Raw genomic sequence first — 22,475 nt, forward strand, 5'->3', positions numbered from 1 at the left:
CACTAGATGTGTAATCGGTTGCACACTACTTAGCCTGGAAGGAAGTGAAAGGGGCGCAAGTCCCGAACCCGTATGCGAACAATTGATGAATCCCATTTCTACACGCGCGACATGAAACCACAAGCACGACCAGACGCTATTATCCAAGGAGATGTCTACCGTTTCACGGTATTGACGAGTCGGATGATTCGACTCGAATACGCGGCGGATGGACAGTTCGAGGATCGACCGACCCAAACGGTCTTCAATCGTGATTTCCCGGTACCTGCTTACCGCATCGTCGAAAACGAGGAAGAATTGCAAATCATCACCGAGCATGTCCATCTGCATTATACGAAGGGACCGTTCGCTGCGAACACACTCTATATCGATGTACTAGGGAACTTCAGTACCTATTACAGCCGCTATACGTTCGGTGGACCACTTCGGACGTTAAAAGGAACGGCGCGGACACTCGATCATGCAGACGGTGTCATCCCGCTCGAAGAAGGGATTCTCTCACGCCAAGGCTACGCAGCGATCGACGACTCGAACGCCTTCGTCCTGACGGAAGATCACTTCGTCGAGCCGCGTCGCTCCGGTACGCATGACATCTACTATTTCGGATACGGTCACGACTATAAACAGGCATTGCGTGACTTCTACCACCTGACAGGTCCGACGCCGATGTTACCGCGTCAGGTACTTGGCAACTGGTGGAGTCGCTACTGGCGTTATAGTGAGAAAGAGTACAAGGACTTGATGACACGCTTCAAAACGGAGGACATTCCATTCTCGGTCAGTGTCATCGACATGGATTGGCACGTCACCGACATCCCGGAACGATACGGGAGCGGCTGGACGGGTTACACGTGGAACCGTGATTTGTTCCCAGATCCACGCGGCTTCTTACAATGGTTGAAAGACGACGACCGGATGGTCACGCTTAATTTGCACCCAGCCGACGGTGTCCGTGGCTTTGAGGAAGCATATGAAGCAATGGCGGTCGCAATGGGCGTCGATCCTGAATCAGATGTCCGGATCCCGTTTGATTTCTCAGACCGAACGTTCATCGAGAACTATTTCACGAAGCTGCATCATCCGCACGAAGCGGATGGAGTCGACTTCTGGTGGATCGACTGGCAACAGGGCGCGAACTCGAAGATGAAGGGACTCGATCCGCTTTGGATGCTCAATCACTATCACGCGCTTGATATCGCGCGCGACGGCAATCGACCGTTGATCTTCTCCCGTTACGCAGGACCCGGAAGTCACCGCTATCCGGTCGGTTTCTCGGGCGATACGATCATCTCGTGGGCATCGCTTCAATTCCAGCCGTATTTCACGGCAACAGCGTCAAACATCGGCTACGGGTGGTGGAGCCATGATATCGGCGGTCACCAGCGCGGGGAAAAAGATGATGAGTTATCGACACGTTGGCTCCAGTACGGTGTCTTCAGTCCAATCATGCGCCTCCACAGTACGATGAGCATCTTCAACGGAAAAGAACCATGGCGTTATTCGACTGATGCAGCGAACGTTATGAAGAAATACTTGCAACTCCGTCACCAGCTCGTGCCATACATCTATACGATGAATGCCCGCAATCACTTTGACGGGTTACCACTCGTCTCACCGATGTATTATGAGCACCCGGAAGACGATCAAGCCTACAACGTTCCGAATCAGTTTTACTTCGGAACGGAACTGATCGTCGCGCCGATGGTCACACCGATGCATCGGAAATTGCACATGACATCTACGACAGCTTGGTTACCGGAAGGCGAATGGTTCGATTTCTTCAATGGGCATCGGTACCGTGGCGGCAAGCAAATACGCTTGTTCCGCTATCTCGAAGACCAAGGCGTACTCGCAAAAGCCGGCGCAATCGTTCCACTCGGTCGTCATCTTGAACAGTCGAATGCCCTGCATAATCCAAAAGAGCTCGAAGTCGTCGTCTTCCCAGGCGCATCGAACCGGTTTACCTTGTTTGAAGACGACAGTTCAGGTGTTGCGCACCGCGACGGTGTCAACGTCGAGACGACGTTTGCGCTCGACTGGGGGGCACGTGAGCTGACGATTGCAGCACCGACCGGGCATCGTGATTTATTGCCGGAGAGCCGTTCGATCACATTGATCTTACGTGGAGTCCGTGAAGGATACGTGCAACGCGACGGGGAGAGTGTAACCGGCCACTATGATCATGCGACACAGTCCCTTCGCGTTGAACTGGGTGAAGTGACGGATACGATCACGTTGTCACTTCAAGTCGAGATGTCGACGAACGAGAACAAGATGGACCGGTTGTATACGTTCCTCGATCAAGCGGAAATCAGCTATGACCTGAAGGACCGTTTGTACCGTCTCTTGTCACAAAAGCTCGACCCGGTCAACATGATGCACCAGTTGCAAGCACTTGAACTGGAGAAGGATCTCGTCGACTGCCTGCTTGAGTTGATGTTGTCTTAAATGATTTGATAGGCATATAAAAAAGCCAGTATTCGTCATCCGTATGGACGAGGAATACTGGCTTTATTGTTTAGGTCATAACTCTTCTTCTTCGTCCATCCAAGACAACAGATCCTCTGCATCAAGAGCATCACCTTTACTGAGGATCAAAGCCGTGACGTCGGCTCGTTTCTGTTCTAACAACTCAGGGTTGTTCGTCAACACTTCCATGAGGTAATACGCATAGGAGTCGAGGAAATCAGGCTGGTCGTTTCGTTCGATTAGTGTCATAAATGCTTCGATGAGTTCTTCTTGTTCTTCATCGAGAATCATCCAGTGGGAGTAGGCGAGGAGTTTTTCGTTCTCATCCTCACCACGGAGGATGTCCTTGATTTCAGGTAACGTCAGAAATACGACATCCGATTCAACTACTTCTGGAACATCGAGACTCAGCTTCGTTAACCACTCGTCATAGGTCGCCGCAACGAAATGTGTCGTCTCGTCCGAAATGTCGAGGCACCAGACAGTCGGCTCAGCAGCTTCCGTGTAGTGGAAGTACCAAAAATAGCTACCTTCTCCTTCTGCGAACGTCATGACGTTTCCTTCGACACCCCATTCCCGAAGAACCGACAATTCGTTCAGATACCGTTCGAATGATAATGACGTCATGGAGCGGAGTGGGAGGTGTAATCCCGTTTCTTCGTCCGACCATGTATTCTCGAACTCGACCATTACGGCCATTGCCTCTGGAGAACCGCCATTTTGTTCCCGGATCTGTTCGAGGTAACGGGCAGGAAGTCGACCGTTAACGGCTTGCTCGATTCGTTTAATGTCTGCTTCATTAACTGAAATCATCGTTTCTTCTTGTAACTCTTCATCCCAAAATGCCATTGTATGACCTTCCTTGCTATGTAGTATGTAGACCTTGATTATACGCGAAAGATTTGGAAAATGTTTCAAAAAAAGACCCTTTCCGTTATGGAAGGGTCTTTTGTGTCATTTACGACGTAATTTTTTCGCTTTTTGTTTCATGTCGTTGTACGTGATCATCGGGCTGTCGTCCATCGTCAAACGCAGATGGTTTGGTTCGCCTTTGTTCGTAATACCGGAGCAATACAAAATATCGGCATATTCATTGAACAGATCTTCGTAAGCCGGCAAATGGTGCATCAGACGACCAGGAGAACCCCAGCCACAAAGGACGACGCCATTTTTTGCTTTGACATCGGCAAGGGTCTTCGCAACGAACTCATAGTTCGTCTCATCGAAGCTCGCTTGCGCGAACGGCAGATCCTCGCTGACGAGCAGGTCGGGCATCAAACTGATGATGTCATATTGTTTAACAGGATCACTGACATATTTCTTCATCAAATTGTACGCACGTTGTGTCGTCGTTCCAGAGAGAAAGGCGTCCGTCGTCCGTGGTGTGTAGATTAAAGCGGCGACGTGCGTACCTTCTGCGATGTCGTCAAAGATGTAGCTGCGTAAATAGCGTTTCGTCTTGTCTCGATCAAACGTCGTCTGGACGCGGATCGACGATTCCTCAATCAAGAGTTCGGAAGAATCGGCTGGTGTCATGGGTGGTGCCTCCTTTTAATTGGTCAAACGTGAGCTGATGCGAAGGAAGAACGCGAGTGTCTTCTTCTTGAGGTCGAGATCGTTCGCATCGATCGCCTCGACTTGTTGCTGGTAACGATCGTATTGGGCGAGCACGTCAGAGACATATTGTTCACTGCGATTGTATTCAAACAGTGCTGTCGCGAGCGTGTCTCGGTCGGATGTCTGTGTGACATCGTGTTGCTTCAGGTATTTCGCTGCCGTGTGGGCGCTATCGACGAGACTTGTCGGATCGGCTTTCCCGTCGCCGTCCGCGTCAACTCCAAGACCACCATACTTCTCGATGGATTTTGGATCCGTGACGTCAATGCCGTCATGCTCGATGTCACCGAGCGACGTGCCACCTTCGTATCCCCAACCGACCCATGTTTTCGGCATGAATTGGAATGGACCGATGGCGCCAACGGACGATTGCATCGCTGACGAGTTCGAGAAAATCGTCTCGACGCGATGGATGGAGGCGAGTAGCTTCCAGTCGATGCCGTAACGTGCCGCGGCTTGTTCGTAGATGTCGATGTTCTCGGCAGGTACGCCATGCTGTCCATAATACGTACGATACATTTCATTTTGAACACGTTCCCGATTTTGCCAGTAGATGAAGCTGCTGACGATGAGGGCGAACAGTACGAACAAGATGCTGATTCGAAAAACTTTTCGCATATTGTTCTCTCCTCTATATAGGATTCCACTGAATGGTATCATATTTTAGTAGGGTCTAATAGCACTTTCTGTGACGGGAGTGTGGAATCAAAAAAGGAGTCGAAGTCATGTATCTCTTCGTAAATGGTTTTTTACTCGGATTGCTCGTCGTCCTTTCAATCATCGCGGCAGTCCGTCCGGTCGATTTGACGATCGTCCCACGCAAGGAATTTTATCCCTCGATGGTCCAGTCAAGCGGGATCTTATGTCTGTTGCTTGTCGGTGGAACGCTGATCAGTGGTACGACATTGCAAGAAGTCGGGTTAACGTTTTTTGTCCCAAGTGGTCCCGTCTGGTACGCGACGATTGGAATGATCGTTTTTCTATTCATCGTCCTCATCTTGACAGCAACCGTTCCGGCGTTTCGCAAACGACTGTTGCCACTCTATCAAAGTGAGGCGGAACAGCTAATTTTGCCACGAACGAAGGAGGAACGGACCGGATTCCAGATGGTCGCGCTGATGGCAGGTGTGACGGAAGAGTTGATTTATCGTGGGTTTCTCTTTCATACGCTCGGACTATTTTTACCGTTTTCTGACGTTAGTTTCGTCTGGATCGGGGCAATTTTGTTCGGTGTCGCTCATCGTTATCAAGGGTGGTTCGCAATCCTCGTGACGGGACTGATTGGGGCAGGGTTCGGTTACTTGTACCTAGCACTCGAGACACTTTGGCCGCTGATCATCATCCATGTCTTAATCGACCTCATTGCCGTCTACATTTACAAGGACGATGTTAATTCCTGACATCGTCAAAAAGCGTTGAATTTGGTAGACTGAATGTCAAGCGAAGTCATCGTTTAAATTGGTCAAGTTGACGGTTGCAGAACAGGTCAAATGACAGGTAGAATGAGAAGGTAAACGCTTACACATCAAAAGGAGATGGATAAAACCATGCGAACGATCACTTCCACTGGCGAGCGAAAGAAGACGAGTTGGACATTGAATATCGGCAATCAGCCACATTTGATGATGGATGGTGTGACAGAACAAACGCTTGATGCCGAACAACGTGTTGTCTATGATGAATTTTTAATTCCGACGACGGACACTTTGATTCATCGGTTCAAAGCCCGCTTCCCGAACCATCTCTGCGAGAACGGGTATGATGTGTATGGTGCTGCCGCTTTTGACGAACAGGTCGTCGAACTGATCTCGAATTGGTTCATCGAGCTGGTCACCGTCTTAACAGCGATGCAGCGGACGAAAGGCATTCAGCATGTACAGATTGAAGGCGGTGTCGCAAAACGGACCGACTTCTTACCGACCGTGCGTCGGACATGCCGAGCACTGGAGTCAACGATTGATATTTATTGAAACACCAGTCACGTGTTCAGAGAGGACGTCCATCAGGGCGTCCTCTCTTTTTTGTTCATCTCGAATCGTTTTCCTGGGAAGTGATTTCGAGTGAACAAATCGGTTTCCTTTCTTCCGGATATAAAAAGTAGAAATGAAGTCGAAATACTCGCGGAGTCGGACATGATTGTCCGGCTCTTTTTCATTTTCTGGATGATAGCAGGAAAAAACAGGTTGACGCTAGACTGTATGGCATGTACCATACAGTTAACAGATGTACTATTGTCTTAATACAATGGTAGGAATTGAGGAGGGGAATTCTAGTGCTTGAAGTGAAGGGGTTACAAAAGCGATACGGACGAAAAAAACAGGTCTTACGTGACGTGACGTTCTCTGTCGGTCTAAACGAAGTGACATGTCTGATTGGCTTGAACGGGGAAGGGAAGTCGACGATTTTAAAAGCAATTCTCGGTCTGATTCCGGTAGATGCCGGGACGGTGACGGTCGACGGTAAAACGTCGCGCGACCAGATCGCGTTCGTGCCTGATCTTCAGACGATGCCGAGCTATATGACGATCGGACAAGCGCTCACGTATATGGCGGATCATTATCCAGACTGGAATCAAGAGACAGCGGAACGACTGCTGCAGACGTTCCAGCTGTTTACGACGGATAAAATGGCGAACTTATCAAAAGGGAACAAGGCGAAGTTCAATCTCGTCTTAGGATTCGCCCTCGATCGACCGTACATATTACTCGACGAACCGCTCGCAGGAATTGATCTCTTCATGAAGGAACAGATTGCTTGGATTTTCTCAAGTGAGTTCATGGAAGGACGGAGCATCCTGATGACGACTCACGAAATTGCCGAGGTCGAGCAGGTGATTGACCGAGTGTTGTTCTTACGGGACGGGAAAATCGTCGAAGTCAAAGAGACGGATGAGCTGCGCGGACGTCATCATCAATCGGTCCAGGACCGGATGCGGGAGGTATATCAAGGATGAAACGCTGGTTATTATTAACGAATGAAGAACTGAAACGGAGCATGAAATTACTGGTGTTGTTGATTTCAGGATTGATTGTCGCGGAAATCGCGTCACTGCTCTATCAGATTTACGATTATCAAAGCACGATCGAAAAAACGATGCGGATTGATCAGATATCAGAAATGGATGCGATCGCGCGAGCAGGTGGTGCGTTGACCTTCGCACAGGCAACGGATTTTTACGATTCAATCATCGTATTAGCGATGGGGATGATCCTCTTGTTCGCGTTCTGGATTTGGTACCGCGACTGGATGGGCGAGACGAAATACATCTACAGATTGCTGTTGTTACCTGGTTCACGCCGGGCGATTGTTGCATCAAAACTGACGGCCGTTCTTCTCGTCGTTGCTAGTCTGATCGGGATCCAGTGGGTGTTGTTGTTACTTAGTCGCAATCTTTACTTATGGCTATTGCCAGATGCTCAACAGGTCACAGCCAGCATCAACGAATACTCCTTCTACATGAAGTTGTTCTATACGATGTACCCAACTGACATTTTATTCATTTTACTGATGACATTCATCGTCATCTCGTTCGTCTTCATGACAGTTTTACTTGAACGATCATTCCGTAGAGGAAAAGCGTTCTTACTCGTCGGATTACATGGCGTTGCCTTAATTGGTGGTTGGTTCGTCATAGGTGTGACATTAACAGCTATTTCGAACGATTTGAGTCAATTGCACATGCAATTTTATTTTGGATACGTTGTGCTCTTGACGTTATATGTGTCGTACAAAAATCTGCGGTTAGTCCAGACGCGCCTATCCGTTTAAAGGAGAAATCTCATGAAACGATATCGTCACCTTCTGATCTATGGATTGATCATTCTCGTTACAATCGGAAGCTACATCGGTTATACGCTTTCAATCCAAGGCGCAGACTTGTCCCTTAAGACCGTCAGTGGAAAATCTTCGGAAATCGAAAATTTTAATTTACGTTTACAGACGAAAGGCATGCGCTCGACGATTTATGATGTCAATGCAAATGGAGACATCGAAAAACAGTCAAACTCATACGTCGGACAACTATTCCGTAAGGATGGAATGACGGCTTTACCAGACGAATATTATACTTTCACGACGCAAATGGAAACGAACGTCAGTGGAGATGAACAATCGGAGTATGCGATTCAAATCAAACACAATAGACTGCAATTTAAGATGTTTACGTTTAAGACAAAGGAAATGTTTGAGAAAACATTTAAATATGAGACGAAACTTGAGACGGGGACGGACTTGCAAGCAAGTGTCGTTGATAAACAGGCGATGAAGGTCTATATTCAACTCGATCGTGTCGATCAGCCCATGGAAACAAAACTCCTTGTGCTCGATTTAGCAGGCGACCAGGTCGAAGAAATCGTTCTTCAAAAATCAGTGACGCCTAACCATTCTCGCCAATTTTTAGCGATTCATCAAAATGAGGTTGTCTACACGGAACAACCGTCTGACAGCGATGAACAGAACACCAAACTATCTTATTTCCTCGATGACGGAAAAAGCGCTCAGTCCATCAAGGAGTTAAATCAGCAAGAAATCGGTTATACACCATATGCGAACGGTCGTTATTTAATCGGATTCCGTCTACCGGAAGGGGAAACGAAGCGAATCGAATGGTCGAAGTTCGATTTGGAAGCGAAGCAATTATCTGAGCATAGCGTCAGTAGTCCGCTTGTTATGAAAAAGATCGATTGGTTGGACTCAACGGACGAGATGCAGCTTTATCTCGCATCCGAGACGAACGATGGATTCCAAATGTCCGTGATTGATCTGAAGAATGAGCACCTGATGTATCAAGGTGAAATCAAAGATGCAAATCACAAAAAAGGAACAAGTATCTACGATTTTGCGATTCAATGATCAGCGAATGAAAAAACGCTTTGCACCGGAAAAAGTTATCCGGTCCGAAGCGTTCTTTTTTTAGATTTAACTAGGAATCGATCCATCATAAGGCGAAAGCATCAAGAAGTGAAATTTTTCTCTGCTGCTTTACAGGCACGCAATAAGGCATCCTTGAAGAAACGATCTTCCTGTGAAGCGAGCTGTTGTGTCGCTTCCTCGTCTCCGCGCAGTGAGCGGGCGAGCATCTGAATGACCTTGACCCAGCGGCGGACGTGATCGAGTTGCGGGCGACCCATTGCGACGTATACCGTAAACCAATCGTTTTGATCGCGACGGATCATCCGCTGGAATAATGATTTCGCGAGATCGACTTCTTCGGTCGTCGGGAGTTCGTTCGTCTCGAAATAAAGACGTAACGCTGCGACAGCAGTCGCATATGCTGCCTTGACGTCTTCCGACGGTTGGTGTTTGCCGTAATCAGATGTCGACAGATGAAGTAAGGCGGGTTTCTTTTCGACACCCGTGATCCAAGCGGAGATCGTCTTATTGCCTTTATAGGCTTGACGGTTCGCGACCGGGAGCTTCGCCGTGACATTACCGACTTTCCCGATCAAGGTCACTTTATTGTTGCGATCTTGGATTTCAGTCACTTTCATCTCGACCGTATCACCCATTTCATGGGGAATGGCTTTCGGCTGAAGCTTTTCTCCTGCCGAGAGTGGCGAGCGCTTGCGGATCATCCGCAGTGCTTCCTGTTCAATCCGGTCGTCAAGCGACCAGAGGTGCTCTGGTGGGACGTTACGGAACCGGCGACGTCGAACCTTGATGTACTGGTCAAGCGCGTCAGCAGCTTGCTCCCGCGTCGATTCGCCACGTGCGACGGGGCCGATGATGTCTCGCAGCGTAATGGATTCGAGACGTTCCATGATACCTTCGAACGGGATGAGTTCCATTACGTAGAGACTACAGACGACGAGTTCGCATTCGCGAGGAGTGAGTGGGCGTTTGGCCATAAATTGACTTCCTTTCAGCTGGTTGATGTTTCTAGTATACCAAAAAAAAGCCATCGTCACGTAATCCCGTGACGATGGTCTGAAAAAGCTTACAAGACGAATGGCGATTCTGAACTGTTTTGTAATTCGGCGGACGCGAGGCGTGTGACGCCGTTCATGAACGGGTCATGGGCGACGAACAAATCTCCGATTGCTTTGATCTCAGCAACAGTCGCGTTCTCCTTCGCACCAGCGATGCGTAAGCGATACGGTTTTTTCGTCACCGTATCAAAAGTCAGGACGATCGTATGTTCCATCAGTGGTCACTCCTTTCATGAAATGTAGGGGATGGGTTATGCCTTCAGTAAAGCGTAGTCACGGCTGATTTCCGTCAGCGCGTAACGTCCTTCAAGCAAATTGCCGACCGCTTGACCAATCGAAGCGACGACGTCTGCTGGAAGATTCGAACGTAAGCCGTTGTAGCGGCGACGAGCAACGACGGCATCGCCGTTTGCTGTCACTTTGTCTTTGCGTTCGAAGACGATGACGAGACTCGTTTTGATCTCTTCTGCTTGTGTCATGTGTATCACCTCCTTCGCCCTTATTGACAGGGCAAGAGACCAGATTGTTCGAAAGGAATGAAAAAAACATGGTCTGGTTACGTTTTTTACGAAAAGTCTCGTTTCTACGGATGCGGACGCTTGGGTATGCGTCCTTGATCTTTGTCTTCGGTGTCGCAGGAATCATGTATGCGCTGGAACCGGAAACGTTCGGATCCTACTTCCGTGCCGTCTACTGGACGATGACGACCGTCGTCACAGTCGGATACGGAGACTTCTTCCCGAATTCCGATACCGGTCGGATTCTGACGATCTTCGTCTTCATCTTCGGGATCGGGATCGTCGGTGGATTAATCTCAAAACTGGTCGATGGAGTTCAGTTGATTCGTAATCAAAAGGAAAGAGGGTTGTTGCAAGTGAAGGAAACAGGGCATACAGTCGTCTTCGGGTACAGTCGCCGTTCGAAGCACGTCATCGAGTCATTACTCGAACATACGGATGTCGTCCTCGTCGATGATTTAGAGCGCGAGCCATTCAGTCACCCACGGTTTCATTACGTCTGTGGTGACCCGGCACTGACGTCAACGCTCGAGCGAGCACACATTGAAAAAGCGGTTCGTGCGATCGTCCTCGCCGATCATTCGATTCCACCGGTCCATGCGGATGGACGGACGCTCTTGATTGCGTCAAGCATCGAACGGGCGAATCCGAACATTTATACAATCGTTGAGATGATGCTTGAGGAACACCTCGATAGTTTCGAACAGGTCAAAGTCGATGAAGTCTTGCTCGGCGACGAGACGATTGCCCGGATGGCGATTCTCGCGTCGCATCATCCTGGTGTGACGAAGGTCGTGACAAACTTGTTGACGAAGGATGGCGAGGGGATGTTCTCGATTCCGACAAGACCGGAATGGATGACATACCGCGATGCGTTCCATGCCTTACTTGAGGAAGGTGTGACGATTTTATCCGACGGAAAACGGCTTGATTTGAACCAACGTCTGGATGAATCGATTCCAAAAAACGGAACGCTGATTGTTTTATGTTCAGAAGAAACCGCGAAACGAATCGGAGCGATTTAAGGAGGACATGATTTAACTAATCTTTTTTCGGGTATAGTAAACAAATTTACTAAACGGAGGAAAAAGATTATGACACAACCACAACCAGAATGGATTCAAGAATTATTTGAGACGGTCGACCAAGGCGAAATTAAAAATGCGCCCAAATTACTCTATATGGCACTGACACTTGAACCAAGTTATTTTACAAAAGCAGTTAGTCGGTTTAATCAACGCTTAGAAGTCGAACCATTAACGGATGTTTCCGAATTACTGACGGTCTATCGTCAATTCTTCCTCTCAGCTAATCCGTCAGAGGAATATTGGTCGCTCGCTTGGAACGAACTCATCCAGACCTTACAACATATGATTGATCGATCAGAAACCCAGCAATTACTTAAAGAACATGTCGATTTACTGGACTGGTGGTCGAGTGAATCGTTATTATCACTCCCAAGTTGGTTGACGATTTTAGACGTCGCAGAACGAATCGACGCACTTGATCAATTTAGCAGTTATCTTCCAGATATTTTCGAGAGTTATGCGCTCGAAACAGCGAAGGATGAACCATTCGCTCGCCTTGCCTGGTACGCACTCGCGAGTAATCAACAAGAGTTGCTTGCCCCGTACAGAGACCGAATTGAAGCCGGTTCATCAAAGGAAATCCAGTCGCTGCGTCAACCAGATCTCATCGATCAAATTGAAACGACACGGGTCGGTATGTTAAAGTCGAAAGATAACGAGCCGATTGAATTAACGTTTGATCGAAAATGGACATTATAAATTATCGAAGAAAAAATGACACCTAGAAGCCGCACGAATCCAATCCAAGGGGTGTAGGGATGATTCACGTCAATTTACCGAGTGGTGACTATGTCGTGTTAGTAGAAATAAATCGTGAAGTGCTATTGTGTCATTCGATCGAAGAAGCGGAACAAGCACAACGCGACCGGTATGAACTGGTCGGACGGATGAGCGAACGTTTACCTGCAGAAGTGATCGGACCCTCGATTGCGGACTTCGTCCGCTTTTCGACCGGGTTCATCGGTGAGGAAGTAACGTGGCATGAAGAGGAAGAAGCGTTCTTTTGCCAGCAGTTCGAGACGTTCGACGGTTCTCCATTAGGTGAAGACCTGACGGGCATCGATGCAACGCGTTGGCGTGCGGTCCTTGCACGCTACTATGCTTACGTGACGATCGGAAAGATCATTCCTTTTGAAGTCAGCGAAGAACCGGACGGTACGGTTCCGCTTTAGTCCAGACGATTCTTCGGTCGGCGCGTAAACAGAGAAGGGCAGGGTTCCCATGAAAAAGCAACTTGCACTACTCACGCTAGCGACAATCGTCGCCATGCCAACGTCTGCTTTCGCGCAGTCTCAATATGTACAATACGACCCATCGTTTACAGAACAACAAAAACAAGAGTGGTTAGCGAATCAAGGACTGACTGAGCTTCGCGCCTTAAAACAAAAAGGCTTCTCACTCGTCGAGCCACTTGCGCATCTCGAGGAAGAGGACATCGATGCTGATTTGATTCCGATTACGGAAGTCAAAAAAGCGACGGATTCTGCCCAGTTCCAACAAACATATCTTGATCAGTCACGCATTCCTACGTACTGGAAGTATAGCCGTGGTAAATCAGATGTTCGCGTCGCGATTATCGATGATGCGATTGATACGAAACACCGTGAGTTCAAAGATGTCATCTATAAAACAACGACGATCTCTGGAATCCGCAAACCCGACGACCACGGGACACACGTCGCGGGAATCGTTGGGGCACGTGAAGACGGTCAAGGAATCGTTGGTGTCGCATCTGGTGTTAAATTGATTGGGGCTGATGTCTTCGATGGAGAATTTGCCGGATCAATCGATATCGGCGACGGTATTTTGTATGCAATCGAGCAAGGGGCAGACGTCATCAATCTGTCGCTCGGACAATACGAATACGATCCGTATATGGAGTCTGCGATTAAAAAAGCAGAAGCGAAGAACATTCTCGTCGTCGGGGCGGCAGGAAACGATGGGAAGGGCAAAGTCCTCTTCCCGGGCTCGATGAGTCAAGTCGTTGCTGTCGGCTCGGTCGGTACTCTCGGTCGCGCCTCGACGTTCTCGAACTATGGTAAAGGACTCAACATTATGGCACCAGGCGAAGGTGTCTACTCGACGATCGTCGGCAATAAATATGGCTATCTCGATGGCACGTCGATGGCGACTCCCGTTGTTAGTGGTGTCCTCGCACTTGCGAAATCAAAAAATCCGTTCGTCTCGAACACGACGATGCGTAGCAAGTTATACGCTGCGGCATCAAAAAAATCAGGCGATACGAAGTCGCATTACGGAACCGGTCGCTTAAATGCCGGCATCCTTGCGACACTGCCGGCACCGATCTCGAAGATTTCGTTGCCGTCAACGGTGAAGCCGAATCAGCTGTTTTCGTTCTACTTCGATGAATATGCGAGTGCGAAGACGACGACGCGTCTGTATAAGGATGGCAAAGTTGTCAAAACGTTCACGCAATCGAATTTAAGAAATGGGACACATAAATTTACGTACAAGTTGAAAGAGAAGGGGTCTTACAAGCTCGTCTTTACTACGACAGGCGGACGTCATACGCGCACCGTTGAACGATTATTGACTGTGAAATAAAAAAAGCGCTACTCACATAGTGAGAAGCGCCGTACGAGACCCGGAGGTTACTTCGGGTCTTTTCCTTTTTTATAGACGGGCGTCGGAGGCGTCATTGCCTCTCCAGTCCACGTGATCATCGCTTCCATCTTGTATCCTGTGTCATCCTCATGGACGAACGACAGACGACTGGAATCGATCAATTGATATAAACCATAAGCGACCTGGTCAGCCCAAGAGCGTAACGTCATTGCATCATCATACAACGGGATTTGCTCAGGGAAACGTTCATTCATAAGCAAGATATCGTGTTGATCGAAATGATAGCTACGTTTTGAGAGTGCATCGGGCGCCTTGACGTTAAACGGCTCGAACGCGTGGATGAGCTCTCCTTGACGATAGAAGGCGAAGATGCCGTTTCGCAGATGAAGTGCCTTGATCTCGTCGATCTCAATCAAGAACGTCAACTTGCGAACCGTTCGCCGGTTCGTACCAGAGCGTCGTTTTTTCATGCTACATGCCCCCTTCTGAACTCTTGTACTATACCGTGAAATGAGGCAGAGACGCAACTTTTTCGTTTATAAAACGAGAATTGCCTCTTGCAGGAAAGCGGCATCTACGCTACACTCATAAGCAGTGACTATGTTGGTTCGGACAATCGCGGGGCATTTCGGTGCTTTGAGGAAAGTCCATGCTCGCACAGCCTGCGATGGCTGTAGTGATCGTGCTACACAAAAAGATAAGTGTAGGCAGCGTCAAGCTGACGGCAGAAGGAACGCCTAAGTCTTCGGATATGGCCGAAACTTCTTGAAGGTGCCACAGTGACGGAGCTTCATGGGAAACCATGAAGGTGGAACGAGGTAAACCCCACGAGCGAGAAACCCAAATTTGGTAGGGGAATTTCCGGAGCGGAATTGAACGCGAAGGAGAGCGTATGCAAATACGGAGATAGATGATTGTCGCCTGCGTGTGAGGGTCAAACCGTTTGAAACACTAAGGAACAGAACATGGCTTACAGGACCACATAGGCTGTTATTTTTAAGTTGAACGAGAGTCCAGGTCCACCCTGGGCTCTTTTTTTATTGCAATGAAACGATTCAGTGGAAGAAATGATAAAGGAGTGAACGCGATATGGCAAAACGCTTAGTCATCGCGACAGCGGCGATGGGAATCGAAGCGCTCGTCGCAAAAGAAGTCCGTGCGTTAGGGTATGAATGTACGGTCGAGGACGGAAAGGTCTACATCGATTGTGAGATGGAGGACATTCCCCGTTTGAACATGTGGCTTCGGACAGCGGACCGGGTCAAACTCGTCGTTGCCGAGTTCCGCGCGACGACATTCGAAAAATTGTTCGATCAAGTTAAGGCACTGCCATGGCACGAATTGATGCCGTGGGATGCGAACTTCATCGTCAACGGTCGTTCGGTCAAGTCGAAGCTCTTCTCGATCCGTGACTGTCAGAAGATCACCGAGAAAGCGATCGTCTCGCACATGCAAGAAGCGTACAACAAAGGAACGGAATGGTTGCCGAAGACAGGCGCGAGCTATCCGATCGAAGTCGCCTTGTTAAAAGACATCGCAACATTAACGATCGATACGTCAGGCGACGCATTGCACAAACGCGGCTACCGTGAGTTCCATTCAGCAGCCCCACTAAAAGAAACGATGGCAGCAGCGATGCTGATGCTGACGAACTGGAAGCCGGACATGCCGCTCTACGATGTCTTCACTGGTTCAGGTACGCTGGCGATCGAAGCAGCAATGATCGGGCGTAATATCGCACCAGGGATCAACCGCGAGTTCGTCTCACAGGAATGGAAATGCATTCCGAAGAAGGCATGGTTTGATGCGATCAACGAAGCGAACGAAAAAGCAGAGTGGGACAAACCATTGAAGATTTACGCAAGCGATGTCGATCCAGAGATGGTCAAGCTTGCGAAAACAAACGCAGAACTCGCAGACGTCCGCGATGCGATCAACGTCATGCAACGCGACGCTGCAGACTTCAAACCGAAGGAAGACTTCGGTGTCATCATCGGGAACCCGCCGTACGGGGAACGTTTGGAAGATGCACGTGAAGTCCATCAGCTCTACCGCAAGATTGGAACAGCGTATAAAGAATTCCCATACTACAGTGTCTACATGATCACGTCGTATGTTGAGTTCGAAAAAGCGTACGGTCGCCCAGCGACGAAACGCCGGAAGCTCTATAACGGAAATATTGAAGTTCAGTTCTATCAATATTATGGTTTGCGTCGGAAAAGACCGCAGTCTTAAGCCATTTGTGAGAGATGAGTGGGCGCCAGTTCCCACTCAGTTCCCACTTTTTTATTTTTTTCGCCAAAATGTTATGAGCCGCTCGGTTGAGCGGTTTCTTTGCGTTTCAAAAGCTGCTCGAATCAAAATCACCAAGTCTTTTTTGGATGACATTTCGGATTGTACTGAAGTTTTTAATGCCAGTTCGATTGTTAAGAAATTTTCAAATCATAACTTTTTTACATACTTATGTTCTGTTTCTGTCAGAAAGAAAAAGCACCTGAGTGCCTTCAGTGTAAACCTTTTTAATTGCCGTCGATATCGGGTGTAGTTAAATCTAGCGAGGTAAATCCGGATGTATCTAAATTGCTGTTCAAGTCGTTCAAATTTTGGATAGCTTCTTGTCCTCTATAGTATCCGTCCTGACGCGTTTCCATCTCATCACTCTTAAGTAGTCTTTCCGAACTCACTAATTCAGACGCAGTGGATTGCATCTCAATGATCGTAGTCGACAAGGCGTTGGCGATGTGTTTGATATCTCTATCTGCTGTGAGCGATTTCTGAATGCCTATGATTTTTTCCGACATACCATTTACCATGAGAGACAAAGAATCGCCAGTTGTTAAATCGTCAGCTTCTACTGGATATTCGAGTGACATCTCGTAATATTTTTCATCCGCTTCTTTTAGCATGGCTGTCAGTTGAAATTGACCATCTAAAAATTCTGCAATCAATTCTCCATCATCTTTGTTCATTACATTTGAAACACCAGTACTCGTTTCAGTAGCATCAGTAGAAGAAGCTTTGAAGATAGCTTCATTAAGCGGAATTGCCCGTAAAGTTTTTTCTTCTCGATTAGGTAAATAGTTTTCAGCTTCGTTCCATGTTTCAAAACTCTTAGAAACCGTATACGTCTCTAAGCTGTATGCCATATCTAATAGGTTCTGAGAAAGAGTTTCGAGTTTTTCAGCTATCACGTTTTCTACATTTGTGAATGGGACGTCTTCATTCTTCGCCATGTACGCACCTGATGCCATCATATGGGCAATCTGTGCAGCTTCGTTTAGTACTTTAACTTGCGCGTCTACTCGATCTCTCACATCTTGGGTGACAGTTTTTTGAAAATCTTTGATTCGAAGTTGTTCTGTTTCTTTCATCTCTTTTTGTTCTTTAACAATACGGTTCACTAACTCGGTTGTGGATGAAATAGCTTTCTCAACAACAGGCTTCCCTGTATCTAAAGCATTTTGGACATCTTCTGGAGAAAAATCGTTGTTCGTTTGTTCTACATTTGTTCCATGTCCGAAAGAGGCGAGGTCTCTCGGATCAGAAGCTACAGGTGTGTCATTTTTTTGTTTTGCTTTTTCTGTTTTTGATTCTGTGATAGGATTTTCCTTTTTAACCTGTGAAGATTTAGCATGCATCCCAAGAAAGTACGATCCCCCGATTATTACAACTGCAAGGATTCCGATAATCCAGCGCATCTGGATGGTCCGTCTGTTATAACGACTATATTTAAAAGTACGTTTCTTTTCATTGTCCACGACGTATCCTCCATCAGTAATTATTAATTTAATCCTAATTTAGTACATTTATGAATTTAATTTCCATATTAATTCTAACTCAAAATGGTTTATTATACGACATAAATTTAAGCAATAGGACAACTATCTTCGCATCGAATAATCGTATACTTAACGTATATGAATATTGAAATGTAGTTACTGCATTAATTTCCAAGTATTATAGTCTCTATCGTGGAAGAGCACATGCAAAAGTTACATTTATTATATACATGATTGATAATGCACAATCATTACATAGTTTTTAAGAACCTCTCTAGATTAAATTAGGACAATATAAAAAATCCCTTTGAAATGACATACTTAAAAAAAGTACAAACTTTGAAAGAGTTTTTGATTAGCACAAAGTATATTTTTAAGCAGGATGATGCGAATAGTAGTCAAAAGGTAAACATAAATGATGTACTTATACATACTGAGGGAGAAAAACATGACAAGGATCTGGATCGAAAAGTATGAAGTAACGGGTGATTTAGGGCGTCTATTTGGTCACTTTTTAGATATGGATGATTCAATTAAAACGGCATATTTAATAAGTCCGTCAGAGGGAGACGAATGTATTACACCGACGAAGAAAATTTTGTTTGAGTTTTTAGAGCATCGAAATGATTTTCCGCTGTATCTGTATTTTTCAGATGAATATGTATTAAGAGAAAGACATCAGCAGTTCTTTCAACAACAAGATGTTGACTATACCATTCAAACGGTTTATCCGAATCGCAAACATCATTTAGATCCGCTTGTCTATTTTACAGTCGAGTTAAAGAACAAGGAAGCACTCAGACGCGTCGTTCGTAAAACGTACTGGTTAGGAGAAGAGAATGTCTTCTACGTGATTTCGAATTATGATAATTTAAAATTTACGTTTGAGGAAAGGCAACATTGGGGGTTTCAACAATATCTGTCAGTTGCTTCGTTTGATCGAAATCCTCCATCGGTGCTTATCAAGCCTGGTCATGACGGATGTGGTTTTTTCATATGTTCAAACGATCGATCGGTGAATTCGTTAGAAAACGTCATTCGGAGTATGCCAGAAGAAATCATCACGTATCAAGTCAATGATGAACTATATGAACCCGAGTAGGAAGAATGAATAGTTTTAGTAAGCTATAAACTCATTAAAGTGAGTCATTGATTTTGCGTATAGTTTTGTAGCCGTTCCAAAACGAAATAGACGTAAAGAAGACCGAAATCATTATTCGGTCTTCTTTACGTTATGTACTTATTCAATGTACAGTTTTACGTCAACAAATGGTCCGCTCGACATAAAACCGTCACCTTCACACCATCAGCGACAGAAAAGCCATTCATTCGCGTGCCATCATTCATGCGAAGCGGTGTCGTTTGGACGATGTCCTGGAAGAAAAATAGGTCACTTCGTAAACGACGCAGTAATTGGCGAACATGATCGTACGTAATCGCTTGACCACTCAATTCCGTCAATCGCTCGGCTAGCGCAGGATACGTTGACGTCGTGTTCGTCATAATCATGAAGAGTGTCAAGAAACCGTTCGGATTCAGTAAGATGGTTTGATTTTTCCACTCGACGAAGGTTCCCTCTGAACTGCTACGTAAGATGATTTCTTGAACGTCAGCCTGATACTCCTGAAACGAACGTTCATTGATTAATGTCTCCATTCCATCTTGGATCTTTCGATAATAGAGACGGTCAAATAATTGCTCGTCTTCAACGAGTAACTCGTTTCGATATTTATTGAGTCGTGCTGCTTCATCCGGGTGCTCCTCATGTTCGCGGTATTCGAGTTCAGCAAGTGATTCGCGAGCGAGGTAGATGCTGCAGTTGACGACGAACATATGCGTCAGCGTCGTCTGGATGTCACTGAGAGCAGCATCGACCGTACCGTCGAGCGCTCGGCTGAAGTGACGAATCGCTTCCGCATACTGACGATCGACATAATGAATATAGCCGATACGATAATTCGCAAGCGGATGCTTCGGACGAAGGCGGATTGCCTTAGTCAATGCGCGACGCGCTGCGTCATAATCCGGTGTCTCCGAAAATTTCGAGTACTCCGCTTGGCGGACATACAGATTCGTTAGTTCGTCTTCCAATTGTCTTCTTTTATCTCGATCTGTCGTTTCCCGAATGGCGCGCTGGAGTTCTTGCGCTCGTGCATAACTCGTTATCATTTCGGTCATCCTTTCTGTCTCTTTTCTTTCATCATAGGGCGGACGAACGCGTGTGACAAGCTGTCACAGCGGTGTTGCTACTCTATAGGTACCAACACTAAAGGAGTCGATATGAGATGAGAAACGAAAGCAAATGGATCCGTTATGGCATTTTACGTGGAGAAGTCATCAAAGAACAGACATGGTCAGCTTGTGTGCAAGATGTCGTGCAACGAGCGGGTCAACAGGAAGCGACGGATGAAGAGATTCTCGATTGGATCGAAGAAGCAAAACATCGCTATGCACCACTTGACGATCATGGGATGGAAGCATTGTTTGATCCAAGAAGACAGGCGTTACCTTATCATCTGTTTGACGGGTATGTCAGAGGCATCGTCCGTATGTTGAACGAACTTGGAATTTTGACAAGTTCCTGTTGTGACGGTCACGGTAAACGAGCTGCTCGGGTTTATACGCAGGATTTGCTGACGAACCAGCAACGGTATTTGCTTCGTTTAGCGGCAGACGCGGTTCCAGGGTTGACCGTGTCCTTACAGAGTCGGTGGATTCAACTTGAAGTGAGAGAGCAGCGTTCGCTGTTGCTCGATTTAGCGGAAGTCTTATACCGCATCAAACAAGACGCGTCGACGATACAAGAGCTGCAATTGCAACGCTTCAGAAAGCGTCTGCTCAGATGGCTCGCTATTCCTGGACAAAGCAGAAGGGAACAGATGGTTCGCAGTCGCGTACAACAGGCAGTCCGCCGGTTTGCTGACGATTCTTTTGTCGATGAAAAAGGGAACCTGCTCGTGACCTACCATCGAGGGGAAGGACCGGTCATTTTATTATCGGCACATCTCGATACCGTCGAACGTATCGATTCGTACCGGACGCTGTTTCAAGAAGGAACGGTCCTAACGAGCTCAAACGGAATTCTCGGGGCAGATGATCGAGCGGGTATCGCTGCGATACTTGAACTCATGGAACGCATCCCAGCGACTGACTTCCGCGGAACGATCAAGCTCGCATTTTCAGTCGAAGAGGAAATCGGTTGTCGTGGTACAGAAGCGATGGACGCGTCCTTTTTAGAGGACGTCGATGCAGCAATCGTCTTTGACCGCCGCGGTACACGCGATATCGTTACGGGGTGTTATGGAGAGTTTGATTTTTGCGAGACGGCTTTTGGTGCATGTTTTGAGCAAGCCGGTATATTGAGTGGTATGCCAGATTGGCAAATGACGCGGTACGGGGGAAGTAGTGATGCGAAACTATTCGCGCTACGAGCTATTCCGGCTGTCAACTTGTCCGTCGGTTATCTGCATGAGCATACGGATTTTGAACAGGTTGATTTTGCGGCGACGCTCGAAACCGTCCGTTTGGTCGAAACGTTACTCCATCATCGATTGCTCGAGCGTTATTTCGCTGAGCGGACAGAAAATCCAACTCTAGGCGGATATACCGATTAATGGATTCCAAATATAGTAAAAAAGAGAGGTGAGAGGAGAGGGTTCGATGTGGATCATACTAGGTTTACTGGCGATTGGTTTTACTGCTCTGAATATCATCTTTTATTTAATTGGTAAAGACTATCGTTTCCTGATGGTGCTCGGACTGAGTTTTACGGCACTGACGCTGTGCGCGGAATACAGACTCGTCGCGGAATTTGTGGCACGGAAGGACTGGGCAGCGTTACAAGACGTCGTACCGGGCATGGAGCGGGCACTGTGGGTATTGACGTTCATCTCGATCGGATTAAATGTATTGCCGCTACTGTTAGACTACCGAAAGAATCGATCTCGTTAACGAACCGAAGAGGAGCTGAAACACGATGAACTATGTCTTTGCACCGCTAACGCAGCGGCAGGCGGAGCAGATTGCCTACGAGTGGCAGTATGATGGACCGTTTGCATTTTATGATATGCCGAATGACGAGGAAGATTTAGCCGAGTTTCTCAATCCAGAGGAACGGACCGAGCATTACTTCGCTGTGTTGAATGGGGAAGAATTGATTGGCTACTATGTATTCGAACCAAACTCAGAAGTCGTTGACGTCGGACTTGGCATGCGACCGGACTTAACGGGGCAAGGAAATGGAGCGGCATTTTTAGAAGCCGGTCTTGCGTTCATCATGGATCGGTATGCACCAAAACAAATCGAATTAGCCGTCGCGACATTCAACGAGCGGGCGATTCGCTTGTATACGAAAAGTGGCTTCCTTCCAGTCGAACGCTTCCAACAGGCGACGAATGGTGGAAGTTATGAATTTTTGAAGATGCGTTTACAACCCGTCCACTCGACGGAACCTTTTCCAAACTCTATAAGTAGATAACAGAAAAGGAGATG

At 47.1% G+C, this 22,475-nt stretch carries 24 protein-coding genes and 1 other RNA gene; 16 read left to right on the plus strand and 9 right to left on the minus strand.

All coding sequences use genetic code 11. From position 1 onward, the window contains the following. Nucleotides 1–72: 72 nt before the first annotated feature. Nucleotides 73–2,448 (plus strand): glycoside hydrolase family 31 protein, encoded by a 2,376-nt coding sequence (locus K6T22_RS06545; protein ID WP_238239553.1) that lies wholly within the window; start codon nt 73–75, stop codon nt 2,446–2,448. Between the two features lie 75 nt (nt 2,449–2,523). On the opposite strand, the gene K6T22_RS06550 is transcribed toward K6T22_RS06545, so the two are convergent. From K6T22_RS06550 to K6T22_RS06560, 3 genes are all read right to left on the minus strand, one after another. Then, nucleotides 2,524–3,318 (minus strand): SMI1/KNR4 family protein, encoded by a 795-nt coding sequence (locus K6T22_RS06550; protein ID WP_238239554.1) that lies wholly within the window; start codon nt 3,316–3,318, stop codon nt 2,524–2,526. Nucleotides 3,319–3,423: 105 nt separating this feature from the next. Further along, a complete protein-coding gene (locus K6T22_RS06555) occupies nt 3,424–4,005 on the minus strand; it encodes a DUF1643 domain-containing protein (protein WP_053453083.1) in 582 nt (193 codons plus the stop codon). Between the two features lie 15 nt (nt 4,006–4,020). After that, on the minus strand, nt 4,021–4,704 hold the full coding sequence (locus K6T22_RS06560) for a lytic transglycosylase domain-containing protein (RefSeq protein ID WP_238239555.1): 684 nt from the start codon (nt 4,702–4,704) through the stop codon (nt 4,021–4,023). A gap of 107 nt (nt 4,705–4,811) precedes the next feature. Here K6T22_RS06560 and K6T22_RS06565 point away from each other — a divergent pair, with 107 nt between their 5' ends. The 5 genes from K6T22_RS06565 to K6T22_RS06585 all read left to right on the plus strand — a co-directional run bounded on the left by K6T22_RS06565 (nt 4,812) and on the right by K6T22_RS06585 (nt 8,937). Further along, nucleotides 4,812–5,486 carry a CPBP family intramembrane glutamic endopeptidase gene (locus K6T22_RS06565; protein WP_238239556.1) on the plus strand — a complete coding sequence of 225 codons (675 nt, stop codon included), beginning with the start codon at nt 4,812–4,814 and terminating at the stop codon, nt 5,484–5,486. Between the two features lie 147 nt (nt 5,487–5,633). Beyond that, the gene (locus K6T22_RS06570) at nt 5,634–6,056 is read left to right on the plus strand and encodes a hypothetical protein (protein ID WP_050677057.1); all 423 of its coding nucleotides are present in this window, start codon (nt 5,634–5,636) and stop codon (nt 6,054–6,056) included. Nucleotides 6,057–6,358: 302 nt separating this feature from the next. Next, a complete protein-coding gene (locus tag K6T22_RS06575; protein WP_238239557.1) occupies nt 6,359–7,039 on the plus strand; it encodes an ABC transporter ATP-binding protein in 681 nt (226 codons plus the stop codon). Beyond that, nucleotides 7,036–7,854, plus strand: a complete 819-nt coding sequence (locus K6T22_RS06580; protein WP_238239558.1) for a hypothetical protein — start codon at nt 7,036–7,038, stop codon at nt 7,852–7,854. Before K6T22_RS06575 ends, K6T22_RS06580 begins: the two co-directional genes overlap by 4 nt. Nucleotides 7,855–7,866: 12 nt before the next feature. Continuing rightward, nucleotides 7,867–8,937: a hypothetical protein gene (locus K6T22_RS06585; RefSeq protein ID WP_238239559.1), complete on the plus strand. Its 1,071-nt coding sequence runs from the start codon at nt 7,867–7,869 to the stop codon at nt 8,935–8,937. Between the two features lie 101 nt (nt 8,938–9,038). On the opposite strand, the gene K6T22_RS06590 is transcribed toward K6T22_RS06585, so the two are convergent. The 3 genes from K6T22_RS06590 to K6T22_RS06600 all read right to left on the minus strand — a co-directional run bounded on the left by K6T22_RS06590 (nt 9,039) and on the right by K6T22_RS06600 (nt 10,492). Further along, nucleotides 9,039–9,932: a hypothetical protein gene (locus K6T22_RS06590; protein WP_029341391.1), complete on the minus strand. Its 894-nt coding sequence runs from the start codon at nt 9,930–9,932 to the stop codon at nt 9,039–9,041. Nucleotides 9,933–10,021: 89 nt separating this feature from the next. Then, nucleotides 10,022–10,228, minus strand: coding sequence for a DUF2922 family protein (locus tag K6T22_RS06595; protein ID WP_035408457.1), 207 nt, complete (start codon nt 10,226–10,228; stop codon nt 10,022–10,024). Nucleotides 10,229–10,264: 36 nt separating this feature from the next. Beyond that, nucleotides 10,265–10,492, minus strand: a complete 228-nt coding sequence (locus K6T22_RS06600; RefSeq protein ID WP_050677064.1) for a DUF1659 domain-containing protein — start codon at nt 10,490–10,492, stop codon at nt 10,265–10,267. A 68-nt stretch (nt 10,493–10,560) separates the two neighbouring features. Here K6T22_RS06600 and K6T22_RS06605 point away from each other — a divergent pair, with 68 nt between their 5' ends. The 4 genes from K6T22_RS06605 (at nt 10,561) to K6T22_RS06620 (ending at nt 14,184) form a co-directional block, all read left to right on the plus strand. Continuing rightward, nucleotides 10,561–11,556: a potassium channel family protein gene (locus tag K6T22_RS06605; protein ID WP_238239560.1), complete on the plus strand. Its 996-nt coding sequence runs from the start codon at nt 10,561–10,563 to the stop codon at nt 11,554–11,556. A 69-nt stretch (nt 11,557–11,625) separates the two neighbouring features. Beyond that, nucleotides 11,626–12,318 carry a hypothetical protein gene (locus tag K6T22_RS06610; protein WP_238239561.1) on the plus strand — a complete coding sequence of 231 codons (693 nt, stop codon included), beginning with the start codon at nt 11,626–11,628 and terminating at the stop codon, nt 12,316–12,318. 59 nt (nt 12,319–12,377) lie between these two features. Then, nucleotides 12,378–12,791 carry a hypothetical protein gene (locus K6T22_RS06615; protein ID WP_023467922.1) on the plus strand — a complete coding sequence of 138 codons (414 nt, stop codon included), beginning with the start codon at nt 12,378–12,380 and terminating at the stop codon, nt 12,789–12,791. A gap of 49 nt (nt 12,792–12,840) precedes the next feature. Further along, complete coding sequence (locus K6T22_RS06620; protein ID WP_238239562.1) at nt 12,841–14,184, plus strand: S8 family peptidase; 1,344 nt, start codon at nt 12,841–12,843, stop codon at nt 14,182–14,184. Between the two features lie 47 nt (nt 14,185–14,231). Here the strand turns inward: K6T22_RS06620 and K6T22_RS06625 are convergent, their stop codons facing one another. Further along, nucleotides 14,232–14,675 carry a hypothetical protein gene (locus tag K6T22_RS06625; RefSeq protein ID WP_238239564.1) on the minus strand — a complete coding sequence of 148 codons (444 nt, stop codon included), beginning with the start codon at nt 14,673–14,675 and terminating at the stop codon, nt 14,232–14,234. Nucleotides 14,676–14,809: 134 nt separating this feature from the next. Between K6T22_RS06625 and rnpB the strand changes: the two genes are divergently transcribed. Beyond that, nucleotides 14,810–15,183: RNase P RNA component class B (gene rnpB, locus K6T22_RS06630), an RNA gene on the plus strand. 111 nt (nt 15,184–15,294) lie between these two features. Beyond that, nucleotides 15,295–16,440, plus strand: a complete 1,146-nt coding sequence (locus K6T22_RS06635; protein WP_238239565.1) for a THUMP domain-containing class I SAM-dependent RNA methyltransferase — start codon at nt 15,295–15,297, stop codon at nt 16,438–16,440. Between the two features lie 284 nt (nt 16,441–16,724). Here K6T22_RS06635 and K6T22_RS06640 read toward each other — a convergent pair whose 3' ends face one another. Continuing rightward, a complete protein-coding gene (locus K6T22_RS06640; RefSeq protein WP_238239567.1) occupies nt 16,725–17,963 on the minus strand; it encodes a hypothetical protein in 1,239 nt (412 codons plus the stop codon). A gap of 469 nt (nt 17,964–18,432) precedes the next feature. On the opposite strand from K6T22_RS06640, the gene K6T22_RS06645 reads away from it, so the two are divergent. Then, nucleotides 18,433–19,086, plus strand: coding sequence for a hypothetical protein (locus K6T22_RS06645; protein WP_238239569.1), 654 nt, complete (start codon nt 18,433–18,435; stop codon nt 19,084–19,086). A 155-nt stretch (nt 19,087–19,241) separates the two neighbouring features. On the opposite strand, the gene K6T22_RS06650 is transcribed toward K6T22_RS06645, so the two are convergent. Next, nucleotides 19,242–20,162, minus strand: a complete 921-nt coding sequence (locus tag K6T22_RS06650; RefSeq protein ID WP_238239570.1) for a tetratricopeptide repeat protein — start codon at nt 20,160–20,162, stop codon at nt 19,242–19,244. 107 nt (nt 20,163–20,269) lie between these two features. On the opposite strand from K6T22_RS06650, the gene K6T22_RS06655 reads away from it, so the two are divergent. From K6T22_RS06655 to K6T22_RS06665, 3 genes are read left to right on the plus strand one after another with little or no spacing between them, the layout of a single operon-like run. After that, complete coding sequence (locus K6T22_RS06655) at nt 20,270–21,598, plus strand: M20/M25/M40 family metallo-hydrolase (RefSeq protein ID WP_238239572.1); 1,329 nt, start codon at nt 20,270–20,272, stop codon at nt 21,596–21,598. Nucleotides 21,599–21,644: 46 nt separating this feature from the next. Next, the gene (locus tag K6T22_RS06660; protein ID WP_238239574.1) at nt 21,645–21,935 is read left to right on the plus strand and encodes a hypothetical protein; all 291 of its coding nucleotides are present in this window, start codon (nt 21,645–21,647) and stop codon (nt 21,933–21,935) included. 25 nt (nt 21,936–21,960) lie between these two features. Further along, nucleotides 21,961–22,461 (plus strand): GNAT family N-acetyltransferase, encoded by a 501-nt coding sequence (locus K6T22_RS06665; RefSeq protein ID WP_238239576.1) that lies wholly within the window; start codon nt 21,961–21,963, stop codon nt 22,459–22,461. Nucleotides 22,462–22,475: the final 14 nt, after the last annotated feature.

The sequence above is a fragment of the Exiguobacterium acetylicum genome (genome assembly GCF_022170825.1).
Lineage (GTDB): Bacteria > Bacillota > Bacilli > Exiguobacteriales > Exiguobacteriaceae > Exiguobacterium_A > Exiguobacterium_A acetylicum_B.